The organism is Variovorax sp. YR634 (assembly GCF_900106655.1).
In the GTDB taxonomy this organism is placed as follows: Bacteria; Pseudomonadota; Gammaproteobacteria; order Burkholderiales; family Burkholderiaceae_C; genus Variovorax.
Genome location: NZ_FNOL01000010.1, coordinates 25,933 through 39,806, shown reverse-complemented (window position 1 = coordinate 39,806; position 13,874 = coordinate 25,933). Strand labels below are relative to the sequence as shown.

11 protein-coding genes are annotated in these 13,874 nt (G+C 63.8%); 6 read left to right on the top strand and 5 right to left on the bottom strand.

Annotated features, from left to right (window positions below):
- The first annotated feature begins 22 nt into the window (after nt 1-22).
- Entirely contained in the window at nt 23-769 is a 747-nt protein-coding gene (locus BLV60_RS17930; protein WP_093056623.1) for a lysophospholipid acyltransferase family protein, read from the top strand.
- A gap of 180 nt (nt 770-949) precedes the next feature.
- Here the strand turns inward: BLV60_RS17930 and BLV60_RS17925 are convergent, their stop codons facing one another.
- The 5 genes from BLV60_RS17925 to BLV60_RS17915 all read right to left on the bottom strand — a co-directional run bounded on the left by BLV60_RS17925 (nt 950) and on the right by BLV60_RS17915 (nt 5,972).
- Entirely contained in the window at nt 950-3,802 is a 2,853-nt protein-coding gene (locus BLV60_RS17925) for a hypothetical protein (RefSeq protein ID WP_093056622.1), read from the bottom strand.
- Nucleotides 3,803-4,225: 423 nt separating this feature from the next.
- The gene (locus BLV60_RS34115; RefSeq protein ID WP_143042602.1) at nt 4,226-4,408 is read right to left on the bottom strand and encodes a hypothetical protein; all 183 of its coding nucleotides are present in this window, start codon (nt 4,406-4,408) and stop codon (nt 4,226-4,228) included.
- Complete coding sequence (locus tag BLV60_RS34420) at nt 4,408-4,557, bottom strand: hypothetical protein (protein WP_176928821.1); 150 nt, start codon at nt 4,555-4,557, stop codon at nt 4,408-4,410. Before BLV60_RS34420 ends, BLV60_RS34115 begins: the two co-directional genes overlap by 1 nt.
- Nucleotides 4,558-4,592: 35 nt before the next feature.
- Nucleotides 4,593-5,009 carry a hypothetical protein gene (locus BLV60_RS34110; RefSeq protein ID WP_143042601.1) on the bottom strand — a complete coding sequence of 139 codons (417 nt, stop codon included), beginning with the start codon at nt 5,007-5,009 and terminating at the stop codon, nt 4,593-4,595.
- A gap of 6 nt (nt 5,010-5,015) precedes the next feature.
- The gene (locus tag BLV60_RS17915; RefSeq protein WP_093056774.1) at nt 5,016-5,972 is read right to left on the bottom strand and encodes a Shedu anti-phage system protein SduA domain-containing protein; all 957 of its coding nucleotides are present in this window, start codon (nt 5,970-5,972) and stop codon (nt 5,016-5,018) included.
- Between the two features lie 178 nt (nt 5,973-6,150).
- Here BLV60_RS17915 and BLV60_RS17910 point away from each other — a divergent pair, with 178 nt between their 5' ends.
- From BLV60_RS17910 to dcm, 5 genes are all read left to right on the top strand, one after another.
- Complete coding sequence (locus BLV60_RS17910; RefSeq protein ID WP_093056620.1) at nt 6,151-7,353, top strand: hypothetical protein; 1,203 nt, start codon at nt 6,151-6,153, stop codon at nt 7,351-7,353.
- Nucleotides 7,343-9,304 carry a hypothetical protein gene (locus BLV60_RS17905; RefSeq protein ID WP_093056619.1) on the top strand — a complete coding sequence of 654 codons (1,962 nt, stop codon included), beginning with the start codon at nt 7,343-7,345 and terminating at the stop codon, nt 9,302-9,304. The genes BLV60_RS17910 and BLV60_RS17905 overlap by 11 nt, the downstream gene beginning before the upstream one ends.
- A 2-nt stretch (nt 9,305-9,306) precedes the next feature.
- Nucleotides 9,307-11,931, top strand: coding sequence for a helicase-related protein (locus BLV60_RS17900; protein ID WP_176928820.1), 2,625 nt, complete (start codon nt 9,307-9,309; stop codon nt 11,929-11,931).
- 2 nt (nt 11,932-11,933) lie between these two features.
- On the top strand, nt 11,934-12,110 hold the full coding sequence (locus tag BLV60_RS34415) for a hypothetical protein (protein ID WP_176928819.1): 177 nt from the start codon (nt 11,934-11,936) through the stop codon (nt 12,108-12,110).
- A 470-nt stretch (nt 12,111-12,580) separates the two neighbouring features.
- The gene (gene dcm, locus BLV60_RS17895; protein WP_176928818.1) at nt 12,581-13,864 is read left to right on the top strand and encodes a DNA (cytosine-5-)-methyltransferase; all 1,284 of its coding nucleotides are present in this window, start codon (nt 12,581-12,583) and stop codon (nt 13,862-13,864) included.
- Nucleotides 13,865-13,874: the final 10 nt, after the last annotated feature.

Here is a 13,874-nt window from a genome sequence, read left to right as displayed (position 1 = left end):
AGACAGAAAGAACGACGCCCCGATGGTTCATTCGTTGAAAGCCTGCTGGCGCCTGCTGCATGCGGTGGGGCATGCGCTGGTCGGCTGGTGGACGATTCGCTTCACCTTTCCCCGCCTCGAGCAGGCAGAGCGCAATGCGCGCGTGCAGGCATGGTCGAGGCGCATGCTCGAGATCATGGGCATCACGCTCAAGGTGCAGGGCACGCCGCCGCCCGAGGGGCCGGTGCTGCTCATTTGCAATCACCTCTCGTGGCTCGACATCACCTGCCTCCATGCGGCACGCCATGTGCGCTTCGTGTCGAAGTCGGACGTCAAGAACTGGCCGCTGATCGGCACGCTTTCCAACGGCTCCGGCACGCTCTACATCGAGCGCGAACGCCGCCGCGACGCACTGCGCGTGGTGCACCACATGACCGAGGCGCTGCGCAACGGCGACCTGATCGGCGTGTTCCCCGAAGGCACGACCAGCGACGGCCGTGGCCTGCTGCCGTTCCACGCCAACCTGCTGCAGGCGGCCATTTCTTCCGGCGCGCCGGTGCTGCCCGCCGCGCTGCGCTTTGCCGATGCCGCCACCGGCGAGACCAGCCAGGCCCCGCGCTACATCGACGACGACAGCCTCGCCGCGTCGCTGTGGAACACCCTGCGCGCGCCGCCGCTGCTGGCTATCGTGCGCTTCGGCGAGCCGCAGGACCCGCACGGCCGCGAGCGCCGCGCCTGGGCGCAGTCGCTGCATGAAGACGTGCAGCAGTTGCGCCGCGAAACACACTGAAGTCAAAAAAAAGCGCTCCTCGAGGGAGCGCTTAACGACGCAGGAATGCGCCGTGAGGAGGAACCGAGAGCCCTTCGGCAAAAGCTGCCTGCCGAAGACCTTCAAGCCTCCACTTTGACCGCGTGCGCGGCCCGTGCCTGCGGGATAAGGCAGGCCGGGCGCGTGGGTGCTTGCCTACAGTCAGCCCAGCAGGCCGTGCAGGATGTTGGTGACCGGGCTCACGACGTGGTTCACCGTCTGCTCGACCTGGCTGGTGATCGGCGCCACCACTTCGGCCAGGCCCGAGCCGACGGCATGGCCCGCGCCTTCGACCACGCTGGCCACCGTGTCGACCACCGGCGCCACGACACCCGTGGCCCCTGCCAGGATGTCCGTTGCCGGAGCCGCGGCGTGGGAGACCGTGCTGCCCACGGTCTCGACTGCCGGAGCGACTGCGTCGCCCGCCGGCTGCAGGACGTTGGCCACGGCGCCGTCGCCGCCCAGCGCGCCGAGCAGACTGCCGACGAGACCGTCCGCGCCCAGCAGGCCGCCGACCAGGCCGTCGCTGCCCAGGAGGTTGCCCACGATGCCGTCCTCGCCGAGAACACCACCGAGCAGGCCGCCACCGCTGCCACTGCCGCCGCCGAGTACGCCGCCAAGGAGGCCGCCGTCGCCGCCGAGTACGCCGCCGAGCACGCCACCCAGCAGGCCATCGTCACCCAGGACACCGCCCAGGAGACCGCCGTCGCCGCCGGTCACGCCGCCGAGCACGCCCCCCAGCAGGCCATCGTCACCCAGGACACCGCCAAGGAGGCCACCGTCACCGCCGAGTACGCCGCCCAGCAGACCGCCTTCGCCCAAGACGCCACCGAGGAGGCCACCGTCGCCGCTGAGTGCGCCACCCAACAGGCCGTCGTCACCAAGGACACCGCCGAGGAGACCACCGTCACCACCGAGTACGCCGCCCAGCAGACCGCCTTCGCCCAGGACACCGCCGAGGAGACCGCCGTCGCCGCCGAGCACTCCGTCCAGCAGGCCGCCATCACCCAGGACCCCGCCGAGGAGGCCGCCATCGCTGCCAAGCAGACCGCCCAACAGACCACCGTCACCCAGTACGCCACCGAGCAAGCCGCGGTCACCGCCCAGCAGGCTGCCGAGCGGGCCTTCGGCTCCGAGAAGGCCGTCGTCGGCCAGAACACCGCCCAGCAGGCCGTCGTCACCGAGAAGGCCGCCAAGCAAGCCGTTATCGCCCAGCACGCCGCTGAGCAGGCCGCCATCTCCCCCGAGCAAACCGGCCAGGGGTGTCTCGCTCAGCAGGTCGCCGACCACGCCGTCGGGTCCGAGCAGGCTGTCGACCAGCCCGCCTTCGCCAAGCAGGCCGCCGGTGAGGCCTTCGCTGCCCAGCAAGCCGGCGAGCGAGCCGTCGCCGCCGAGCACGCCGCCCAACGGGCCATCGTCGCCGAGGAGGCCGTCAACACCGCCGAGCACGCCGCCAAGCAAGCCACCGTCACCGCCAAGCAGACCGCCCAGCAGGCCGTCGTCACCCAGCACGCCGCCAAGCAGGCCGCCGTCGCCGCCGAGCACACCGCCCAACAGGCCGTCGTCACCCAGCACGCCACCGAGCAAGCCGCTGTCACCGCCGAGCAGGCCGCCAAGGAGCCCGTCATCGCCAAGCAGTTGCCCGATCAGACCGTCTTCGCCGAGCACGTTGCCCAGCAAGCTGCCGTCGCCCAGCAGACCTTCGAGCACCTGCCCGACCACGCCGTCGGTGCCGACCAGTTCGTCCACGAGGCCGTCGATGCCAAGGCCGGTGGTCACGCCGCCGAGCAGGCCTTCGCTGCCGAGCACGTTTTCGAGGATGTTGCCCAACGCATCGGTCAGGTAGTCGACCTGGCCGATCAGCGACCCGACGAGCGCGTCAGTCAAGCCGTCGCCCAGCAGGCCGTCCACCACGGGGGTGAGCACGCCGCCGATGTTGACGGCCAGGTTGTCGACGGTGTTGTCCAGCGGATCGAATGCGTTCGGATCGTCGGGCCTGAACTTGTTGCCCGCGATCGGCGAGAGCACGTCGTCCAGCAGATCCGTGAGGCCGTCGGCCGCGGGCATCAGCGATGCCAATGTGCCGGATGAACTGGCGGCGACGCTTCTGGCCGCGGCGGCGCTGCCACCTCCGAGGCCGAGGACGTTGTCCAGGGAGCCGAGCAGATGGCCGGCGAGGCTGTCGCCTGGATCGAGCAAGTGGTCGGCGTCAGCGTCTGCGTCTGCATCCGCGTCGGCATCAGCGTCCGCATCTGCATCGGCGTCTGCATCCGCATCCGCATCAGCGTCAGCATCTGCATCTGCATCTGCATCTGCATCTGCATCTGCATCTGCATCTGCATCCGCGTCAGCATCACCGTCTGCATCCGAGTCGGCATCTGCATCCGCATCTGCGTCGGCATCGCTGTCGCCAACGCCCGGAACGAAGAAAGGAACCGCGCCGCCGTCGCTGCCGCCGCCACCGCTCAGCGCGGCGCCGAGCGCGACAGCACCCAGTGCGCCGAGCGCGAATTCACCCAGCCCGATGCCGCTGCCGGCAGCGGTCTTCTTGCTCACCGCAAGCGCCGCGGCTTCCGCGTCGCTGTCGGGCGAAGTCACTTCCAGGTCGCCCGAGGCCACGTCCACATTCACCTGCTCGAGGCCGCTGGCCAGCTTGGTCGTGCTGATGGTGGCGTCGGTGCCGCCTGTGAAGACGCCGGACAGCGGCGCCTTGTTGGTGGCCGATCCGGGGAAGAGAACATTGGCGTGGCCGTCCTGCGGAACGATCACGCGGTCGCCGGCCATCAGCGCCTGGCTGCCGTCGACGGGAATCGAGACGCCGTCGCGCATGAGGACCGTGCCGGGCGTGGCGTTCGACAGCGATCCGATGCCGGCCGGCGCCGCGGGCTGAACTGCGGCGGCGGTAGTGCCCATGGGGGCAATCGGCTTCACTGTCGCCTGGGCGATGACCACCGGCGCAGCACCGTTGTCGGCGCCTCCGGCGATCGAAGAAATCGATGCATTGGCATCCGTCATGGCAGTCTCCTCGGTGGTGGGACTTACTGACGGGGCAACTTGCGTGCCGCATTCTCGCGATGCATCGAGCGCGCATGCGCCGAATGTGCAAGCTATTGATTCATATGAATTTTTTGCCGGATCGGTGCCGCGATGGAGATCGGCAAAAGCCCTTGGCTGAGCGCTCTTCGGCGCTTGTTACGTAGCGTTGTTACGCGCTGGGGTCGTAACGAGTGCTCGCGCAACGGCAGTCGCCGAAGGCTTCGACAACGGGTATCTGAACAGGGGGCTTGCTGGTGCTTCGACAGGAATCGAAAATAAGTCTGCAGGGCGCATCGATACTAGGTATTTTGAGTTTTCATTTCAAAGATACCGCCAAAAGTACCGGCAAATCTCGGAGTGTCCGCGCAACCGCTGCAGCATCACTGCAGGCGCGCGATCAGCTTAGATATTAGCCAGGATCTCGTTGCGGCGCGACTCGTACTCGGCTGGTGCGACAAGTCCCTTGTCTTTCAGATCGGTAAGTGTGCGTGGGCGAGCTTCGATTGATGGCCCCGCACTGTGCCCGCCGGATGGCTGTGCCGACGCGACGCTTGCTGCGGCACAAGCAGCGTTGATGTCGTTCATCAGGGCGACCTCGTCAAAGAGAGAGACGCCTGTAGCCTGGAAAAATTGGTCAATGTCTCTTTATCGCTTTGCAACCGGTCGTTGACGTCTTCGAGTTTCTTGGTGGCGATTTTTTCTTGTGCTGCGGCGGATTGAAGTTCTGCGAGCATGGCGTTGTACGCATCCAAATCAGTCTGCGTGCTAACTAGAAGCTGATCGCCATCCAGCTGTATGGCTTCGCGGCGCGAGGCTGCAACCCGGGCGGAGCTTCGGCAGCGCTGGCAATCCTCAGCTCGGCCTTGTGATACGCGCTGTAGGCTTCCACTACATGTACCTTCGACTGGTCAAACCCGGAGAGAACTTCGGATCTGAAAGGGGTCGTGGCTGGCGTGGTTCTCAGGTACTTTTCTGTTTCTAGCCGGTTTTTCTCTACTGTATCCCGCTCTACGAGCAACAGGCGTTTGAACCCGTTAAGACGCTCTCCCAAAAAATCGTTCGGAAATGCTCGCGCGCTACCTTGATGGCCTTCAACACGAAAGACATTAGTAGTCGGTTCCAATATCGGGTTTGACAATCGGCGGCGTGCCAGCGAGAACAGGCTCTGAAATGGAGCGTTTGCCATGGAGTATCACGACTTGACCCCACAGATGCGGCGCGCGCGTTCTAGGACGTGGTCGTAAGTGAGCACTGTTAGATTGTGGTAGCTCGCGTTCAAGATTCGATATGCCTCGGCTTGGCGGTCATCCCAGTTGGCTGACCGACCATAGACAAGCACGCAGCGAGGCTTGACCGTCTTAACTCCTCCAACGCGCTCCAGAAATTTGACGCTGTTGGCCTCGCGCTCGACCTCGAAGATGTAGCGTCCCGCCTGGGTGATTGCTTTCGTCAAATCTACCGACGGAACATAGTTTCCGTGATCGAGGGATCCGGCCCAAAAAGCAAGACCACCGTCAGGTCGCTTGATCTCTACGATGTCTAGGAAACCGTCGTAGGCCTCCATCAAGAAGTCGGAGATGTGCTGTGTATCGATATGGCGTTCATCGAGGACTCTGACAAACTGGCTGCCGAGAACCCAGCTGTTCCGTTGAAACCATTCTTGCCACGGAGCCTCGCGCAGATCGTCTGCAAGCATGCGTTCAAATTCCCGAGTAGCGCGTGCACGCCGGGCCTGCTGTAGGCCCGCCGCCAGCTCCTCTGGAATGACGTCGTTCGTCAAGATAAAGCGTATCAGTTCGCGCTTGTTCGGGAGCGAAAAGAGCGTTCGAATCTGAGTGGCGTTCTCTATGTCAAAGGGGCGGTCGAGCGGCAAGAACGCCCTGACGCCTTGGCGAAAAGGTTCGTAGCTTTCCGACAAAAACGCGAGCAGGGCTTGGAACTCTTCTTGATCCAGTGTGAGTTCGCTCTTTGGAGCGAGGAGTTCAACCTCCTCGTTAAGGTCAAAGTCCTCTGGTTTTTTGTACCGCCCGAGCTTCAATCGGATGTCTTCCTTTCCAGACGAGTGGGGAATCTTCCAAAACACGGCTCGGGTGACCACCGTCTTCTTGTTCAGTAAGGTCTTTGCAAGCCGCCCTTCGATTCGGGACATAAGTTTCTCCACGTCGTCTGAGCTGGTTAGACCCAGCGCAGGTGAAAAAGATTGCGAGACAGTCGACACATTGGTAGCAGGTATGGCGCCGGGTAAGTTAACCTCAAACAGATGATTGTCTTGAAACACTCAGCTTTCGGCCGATGGGCGACCCATTGAATATGGTCCTTGTCGCCGCATGACCTGGGGAGCCATTGAGCCTGCTGAAAACAGCGCTTCACGGCTGCGGCTCGATTTCGGACTGCGCCCGGCCATCCTGCGCTTCAACGAATGGGCGGCTCCGGGCTTGGGAGGTGCCTTTTTCGTAAGGCAGTTGAGCTGGGGCTGCATGGGCTTGCGTCTCGCCCAGGAGCTTGAGAGGCAATCGAGCGCGGCCCGGATCGCCGAAGGCATCGAAGCGCTGGCAAGCTGGATCAGCGTGCGCGATTCGGCGGGGCGCGTTGAAGACGACAGAGTGCAGGGCAAGCGCAAATTCGCCGAGGTTTCTGCGCTGAGCTTCGATGCGGTCTCGCGAGGTGGTGCCTATGTCACGGTGCCATTTCGCCGTGCTGCGACACGGGCCCTTCCAGGACTCGGCTTCTGCCATGAGGAAGCGCGTTTCAATGCGCTGAGCCTCACTCAGCACGGATCCGAGCTTGCAGAGATTGCGATGGCGGATGTCGACGCGCGGGCGCGGCTGGTTGATTGGCTGGAGGCCGGCACGGCAAAAATCCGGCGCGTAAGGGACACGCTCAGGAAGTCACTGCTGCCTGAGTTCGCCACCGACTTGGAGCGGGCGCTGGTGCACAGGCAGGTACTCGCACATGAAGGTCGCCGAACAATCGCGGGTCTTCTTCATCAGATTCCGGTTGACGATCTCGCAGGCGAGCAGGGCCGCGGAAGGTTTCTGGAGGGCCTGCCAGATCCTGCGATGCGCGCACGGCTCGCGACCTGTTTCGCCTTCGAGGATCTCCGGGCAGCGAGTCTGGCTGCCGCACAGGAGGTGAGCGATGCTATTCACGGCGGCTCGCTTACAGCGCCCAGCCTGGCCGCGCGCGCTGGCGTGCGGGCACGTTTTGGAGCACTCGAGAAGGAGGCTTCCGCTTTAGGTACTCGGCTTCCGCAAGATGCGCCCGCAGAAGCGGCCGCATTTTGTGCCGAGCAGGCTGGCGGTCCACTCGCCACCCGCGTACTGGCCCTGTGCTCCCGGGTTCCAATGATCTTTTCCGTGTTCGGCGAACGCATCGACCAGGGGATCGGCTATACCGACGAACTTGTCGCCGACGACCCGTACGATGCTGCGGAGGCGAACGAGGGTCGACAACTGCCGATCCCGCGGCCCGTCATCCGCCTGCGTCGGCTCCTAGAGGAAGCCGGGGAGAGTTTTGCCGATGCCCGCTGAGCGCCATGACCTCGAGGCACTGTTCGCGCCACAGCCCGGAGAGCACGGGACCCATGCCTTGTTGTGCGGGTTGAGCGCCGACGTGTCCGTGCTCCAGCGCGCGCTGGCTGCCTTCACCTGTGAGACGTCCGTGGAAAGACAAGCCTCCGGGCTCGTTCGGGGCCTGCTGCTGCTAGACGCCTCGTCACAGCGCATACCGCCCACGTCCGTTCCCGGTCTGTTGCACTTGGCGCCCTGCGTCGCTGCGGCCTGGAAAGCGCGGACCAGCCTGCTGCATGCCAAGGTCGCACTGCTGGGATTTGGTGCCTCGCGCTGCGCCGCGACCACGCGGTGGCGCGTCATTGTCTCCACCGGGAATTGGACCGAAGCGACCTGGACCCATCAGACGCAGATCGATTTTTTCTGGATGACTGATTGGGCGACGGGTGATGCGGACGACGCGCAGGCGCTGGTCGATGTGGCCGCGGCATTTGACTTCTTTCAGCAGGTGTTCGATGGCCTCTACAGTGATCATCTGGAAAAGTTGAGGACGCAACGGCTCGCAATGGACTGGCTCGATGCATGGCGGGCCAGTTTGCGCGCTGCCGTCAGGCGGACTGCCGATCCGCCCGCAGCGCAGTTCGTGCATAGCCTGAACGAGCCCCTGGCGACGCAGATTCGCAAGCGCTTTCCCCCCGATGGCCTCAGCACGCTCGTCGCCGGCTCCGGCTTCTTCGAGCAGGCGGTCGCGGGCAGTTCATCCCAACCCGGGGTGCTGCGCGAACTTGAAGACCTCGGTCGACCGGGTACCCGCCTCCTCGTCTTCAATGCGTTGCAGGCCGGGCAGCTCGCGAACTGGATCGGTCAGCGCAAGCTGAAAGGTGGTCGCATTGGTAAGTGGCGCCTTTGCTGTCCGCGCGACCCCTTGCAAAAGGGCAAGGCACCAGGGCGAGGTTTCCTGCACGCCAAGTATGTCGCGGGACTGGGGCCCGTGCGATCCGACAGCGGCCGGCTCGGTTTTCTTTACATCGGCTCCGGCAATCTCTCGTACCAGGGCTACCTGAGTGCCGCACGCATGGGCGGTCGCGGCCATACGGCGCCGCCAGCCGCGCCCGGCAATGTGGAGGCCGGTGTCGTGCTCACGGATGGTGGCAAGGTCGACGAGGTCTGGAGACGCCTTGCATGCGGGGATTTCGCTACCGACGCAGACATCGCCGCCACGGCCGCAGGCGACAGCGAAGCCATGTTCACGCCGAAGGACCCACCACCGGTCCTGCTGGCGAGGCATTTGCATGAAGACGCAGCCAGCCCTGGCAGGCTGGTGCTGGAGCGCAGCGCCCTGGCGGTGTGGCAGCTGTCGATTCAGTGTGCGGACGGCGACTGGATGGCCGTTGCCGCAGATGCTTCCAGCGTGCCTTGGCCTTCGCCCGTGGCGCCTACCGTTCTTCGTGTCCGTGCTAGCGTCTTGGCGCCGGGGCCGCAACAGGAATGGGAGGTGCCGGTGTTCTCCGCGGACGGCCTGTTCTGCAAACGGCCCGTGTCTCAGGTGTCGCTTGACAGCGTGTTCAAGGCGTTGTTGACCTTCCCTTCGCCACCGCCTCATGCAGCCGATGAGGAGGAGGACGAGGAGGACGCCGGCGGGCGCGGCGCGGTGACGGCGAACCGCCCCAAAGCGTCGCCCTATCCACTGCGCACTCTCGCGGCCTTGATCGAGGCGATTGCGAACCGCAACGAGACGGTCACGCGTGAGGAGTTTCCGTACTGGCTGAGCCAGTTGCGCGTGCTGCTGCTCGAGCAGGCGGCCGAGGCCGATCGTCAGCGCGTGAAGGGGTTGGGAGTCGACCTGTTCGACGCGCTGCTCGAGCCCGGCTTCAGGCCGGAATGGCTGCACGAGGAGGTCGCCCTGCAGGCACAGTACTCGGCGGTTGTGAATCAACTGCGTGCGGGCTGGTGCGCACCTTCCGGGAATTGATCGTGCTGAACTGGAATCGGGTCTTCGACCGCCTCGCAGAACTGGAAGGCATCCCGCAGCTCTGGCGCGCGGGGCAGGACGATTCGCTGCAATGGCTGCGCGGTAGTCTTTCCGGCCGACCGGGGGTGTTGATCGCGGACGAGGTGGGCTTGGGCAAGACACGGATCGCGATCGCGCTGGCGGCCTGCGTGGCTCATTGCGGAGGCCGGGTCGCGATCCTGATCCCCTCGGGCCTTACTTTCCAGTGGCGCGATGAGGAGTTGGCTGGATTTCTGCACCAGGCAGGCAGGCAGGGCGTGTCCTGGTTGCAGAACTGGTGGCCCCGCAGCAGCGTGTTGCGGACATTCCGCGACCTGTTCACGACGGGCAGGGGATTCCCGGTGTCGGAGCACAGCCCCATCACATTCATCTCCCACACGTTCGGGCTGCCCAGGACGGAGACCGCGAAGCAGCCTGAGCTCTGGGCGCTGCCTTTCATGTTGAAGAAGGAACTCGTAGACGGCCGCCAGGTAAGGGGTGCAGGCAAACTGGTCATTAGTGATTTCCAGGCCGATGCTGTGCAGTGGCTCAAGGCGAATGGAAGCGACTCGTCGCTGATACGGATGCGTACCGGTCAGCTCGGGACACCTTCACCCCGGGCGTTTTCGAACGGGGCCAACCGCGAACTCTTCGAAAACCTTGTGGGCCAGTTGCTGGGGCAATTCGACCTGGTTGTCATAGACGAGGCGCACAAGGCCCGGGCCGGGGATAGCATGACTAAGAAAGAGAAAGCGACTGAGACGACCCGCAAGAGCAGGCTGTCACGGTTGCTCAATCACATCCTTCTGCACGACGGGGCTCAGCGCACGCGCGCGGCAAAGCGGGTTGCTCTCACTGCGACCCCGATGGAGATGGATGCAGCCCAGTGGGTCACCATCTTCAACCGCATCGGGCTCGCTGAGAACCAGGTGGGCGACCTCGAGCGCACCGTGAAGGCCTTCGAGAAGGCGGCCCGCGGGATCCGCGTCGGTTCGGACGCCGAACTGCAAGCCTTGCGCAGCGCTGCCATCGAATTCAGTGGGAAGCTGAAGCCACTGGTCACGCGTCGATTGTGGCGCGATCACCCGACGGTCCAGCGCTTCGCGGAGGCTTCCGCAGCGTCCCGTGTCGCGCACCCGCATCGACGGTTGATTCCCAGCGTGAGGCTGCTTGCAGGGATGTCCAGCCGGGACCGGACTTACCTCGCTTTGACGGAAGCGCTTTCCGCGGCCGCCCGCGGTGGGGACGCCGCTTTCGAGGTCAAGACGTCGGGTTCGCGCTTTTCGCAGGCACTGCCGATCCTGCCCGAGAGCCCGGAGGATGCCGCGGCGAATACGGGCTCCACCGGGGCGAGAGCCGTGCGCACTGCATACTGGCTTGGGCGTCTCCGTGATCTCGACCGCGATCGCTCGGATCTCGCGACCGAGAGGCGCTGGTCGCTGCAATGGCACCCGCGCGTGTCACATGCCATCCGGCTCGTCGAGACGCTGGCCGGGGACGGCAAGGTACTGGTCTTCGGTGAATTCATCGAATCGCTCAGGGCGCTCGAGCGTGCGCTCAACATCCGGCATTACCTGCGTCACGTGAGCAGGGGGCAGGCACTCCCGCTGCCGCGAGGTGTCGACCCGGACGATGCTGATCTGCGGCGCTGGCTGCAAGATCCGGAGTTCGGTTTCGACGCGGACGAGCGCCTCGGATTCTCCGGGCGCGCAGCGGAGCTGGCCGCGCGCTACGAGTCTGACCGCAGCCACCTACGCGACCTGTGCAGGGATGCCATACGCGCGCACTGCCGGAGCGATCCGCTTTCGACTGGGGACGAAAGGACGCTCACGACGTGGCTTGTGCAGCAGCTGTGCGTCGACAACCAGCTCTGGGCGATCGGCGATGCAGCTGGCGAGGCAGCGGTGCGGTCGCACGCCACGAGCCTGCTTTGCAGCGTGCGCGATCCCGATCCTCCCGACGACGCGAAGCTCGCGCCGGACGAGTCCGGCATTGCCGGCGCAATGGGGTGGCCGGCGATCATCCAGCAGCTCGAAGCGGATCTACAACGGGATTCCAGTGGCTTTGTTTTCCGGATGAGTCCGTTCGCGCAACTCCTGATCGGAGACACCAAAACCGCGACCCGGCGCGCGCGCCAAGGCACATTCAACAACCTGCAACTCAACCCGCGCGTGCTGATCGGCCAATCGGACGTGATGAGCGAAGGGCTGAACTTGCATCGCGCCTGCCGCAAGGTCGTGCTGTTTCACCTGGACTGGAATCCGGGCCGCATCGAGCAGCAGATCGGGCGCATTGACCGGCAGGACAGCGACTGGATGGCCGCATGCGAGGAAGCCCTTGCCGTCGGAGAGAAACCGCCCACGCTGGATGTTTACACCATCGCCGTCGAGGGCACATACGATGATTTGCGCACGAAGGTGGTCGCAGAGCGAGCTAAGGTGCTGCGTGCCCAGCTGTTCGGCGAGATCGTTCCTGCAAGCCAACTGGCGGGGCTGAGTGCAGAAGCGAAACGTGCCATCGGACAGATCAACATCGACTTCCGCCCGCCGCCGCGGATGCCTGCGGCGGATGCCGCGGACGCTAGGATGCTGGCCGATCGTGTGGTCTGAGCATGGCGCCGTTCGGCCTTCGCATTGTCGTGTCCGAAATCGACATCGAGCCCATCACCGTCAAGCTCCTGAAGGGGGATGACCGTTTTACTGACGACCGGTATCAGAAGCTCAAGCCTGTAGTTGTTACTCCCGAGGCAATCGAAGCGAAAGTCGCCGAGTTGGCGGCATCCGTCTGAGTGCTTTGGGTTATCACAAGCTGATCTCTCCCTTCAGACGCATCTGGCAAGCTGGCGACTCCGCGCAAATCCGAGGTCTGCTACGTGTCGCTCCTAGTAAGGGCAAAGCAGGCGGCAAGTAGCATTTTCATCGGCGAGCGTGCAGGCCTTCGTGCGCCGGCATCGACGGTTCTCAGCAAGTGCTCGAGCTTTTTTGCGTGACGTTGCCGAACGGCAGTTCGCTCACACAAAGGTCGATGCAGTGCGAGCTGCGCGTACAACCGTGCTAGGTATCTGACGCAGCACTGGGCCGCCAATGCAGTGGTCGTCTGACTGACTGGAGGCGGAAGTCGAGGGCTGCCTGTCTCTGTCTGTGTGCCGGGGCAACAGGAAGCCTCCCGGGAGCATTCGTGACACGCCGGGAGGCGAAGAAATTTGCTCAGAGCCTGGGAATTTTATGGGACAATTTGTCCAAAATCATTCCCAGATAAATGAAGAACCCAATCCTGCCCGCTCAACTTCTGCTCCATGTCATGGAGCGCCTTAACAAACAGGAACTGGCAGACCAGCTTGAGATCACGCCAAAAACGATCTCTCGCTGGGAAGACGGCAATTCGATGCCGCGCCGGTACGAGCTCGCATTGCGCGGACTGCTTAGCGAGATGGGGGAGGCGACTCCCGCGGCCGCGCCGACAGGAGACTTCAGGTTCATCGACCTGTTTGCGGGAATTGGAGGCATCCGGAGCGCCTTTGAGGACATTGGGGGTGCATGCGTTTTTACCAGCGAGTGGGATTCCTACGCGCAGAAGACGTACCGGGAAAATTTCCCCGGTGGACACGAGCTCAACGGTGACATTACCCAGATCGAAGCCGGGAACGTGCCTGACCACGATGTGCTTCTGGCCGGATTCCCGTGCCAGCCTTTTTCCATCGCAGGCGTTTCGAAGAAGAATGCGCTCGGACGGGCACACGGTTTTCACGACGAGACCCAGGGTACGCTTTTCTTCGATGTCGCCCGCATCATCGAAGCCAAGCAACCGAAGGCGTTTCTGCTCGAGAACGTCAAGAACCTGCGCTCGCATGACAAGGGGCGGACGTTCGAAGTCATCATGCGTACGCTGCAGCATGAGCTTGGATATCACGTGCAGGCACGCATCATTGATGGCGCGCATTTTGTGCCGCAGCACCGGGAGCGGATTCTGATTGTGGGCTTTCGCGACCCGGTCGATTTTGACTTCGACAGGATTGAACTTCCGGCGAAAGATCGTCACCGGATGCGGGACATCCTTCACCGGACGGACGGGACGGAACCTGTGCTGCCGTGGGATGGCGACAAGTATTTCGATCACCGGGCTCGCGCCGTGCCTGCCAAGTACACGCTGACCGACAAGCTCTGGGCTTATCTGCAGAACTATGCTGAAAAACACCGGGCCGCCGGCAATGGATTCGGCTTCGGGCTCGTGAAGCCGGACAGTGTTGCGCGTACGCTCTCGGCCCGCTACTACAAGGACGGGTCCGAGATCCTCGTTTATCAGAACGGCAGAAAGAACCCCAGGCGGCTGACGCCTCGTGAGTGCGCCCGTCTGATGGGGTTTCCCGATTCGTTCCGGATCCCGGTTTCCGATACCCGTGCCTACAAGCAGTTCGGCAATTCCGTCGTGGTTGACGTCATGCGGCATGCAGCCCAGCTGATGAAACCCGGCATCATGGCTGAAGGCGCCGGGGTCAAGGCAAGGGCCGCTCCGGCGCGACGCCGCGTACTTGTTTCAGCCTGACCGCTGCCCG

What these genes read in the sequence shown, in the direction of transcription:
- BLV60_RS34420 (WP_176928821.1), bottom strand. Translation starts at nt 4,557, where the DNA reads ATGCTCGCAGAACTTCAATCCGCCGCAGCACAAGAAAAAATCGCCACC.
- dcm (WP_176928818.1), top strand. Translation starts at nt 12,581, where the DNA reads ATGAAGAACCCAATCCTGCCCGCTCAACTTCTGCTCCATGTCATGGAG.
- BLV60_RS17925 (WP_093056622.1), bottom strand. Translation starts at nt 3,802, where the DNA reads ATGACGGATGCCAATGCATCGATTTCTTCGATCGCCGGAGGCGCCGAC.
- BLV60_RS17905 (WP_093056619.1), top strand. Translation starts at nt 7,343, where the DNA reads ATGCCCGCTGAGCGCCATGACCTCGAGGCACTGTTCGCGCCACAGCCC.
- BLV60_RS17930 (WP_093056623.1), top strand. Translation starts at nt 23, where the DNA reads ATGGTTCATTCGTTGAAAGCCTGCTGGCGCCTGCTGCATGCGGTGGGG.
- BLV60_RS17915 (WP_093056774.1), bottom strand. Translation starts at nt 5,972, where the DNA reads ATGTCCCGAATCGAAGGGCGGCTTGCAAAGACCTTACTGAACAAGAAG.
- BLV60_RS34115 (WP_143042602.1), bottom strand. Translation starts at nt 4,408, where the DNA reads ATGAACGACATCAACGCTGCTTGTGCCGCAGCAAGCGTCGCGTCGGCA.
- BLV60_RS34415 (WP_176928819.1), top strand. Translation starts at nt 11,934, where the DNA reads ATGGCGCCGTTCGGCCTTCGCATTGTCGTGTCCGAAATCGACATCGAG.
- BLV60_RS34110 (WP_143042601.1), bottom strand. Translation starts at nt 5,009, where the DNA reads ATGGCAAACGCTCCATTTCAGAGCCTGTTCTCGCTGGCACGCCGCCGA.
- BLV60_RS17910 (WP_093056620.1), top strand. Translation starts at nt 6,151, where the DNA reads ATGACCTGGGGAGCCATTGAGCCTGCTGAAAACAGCGCTTCACGGCTG.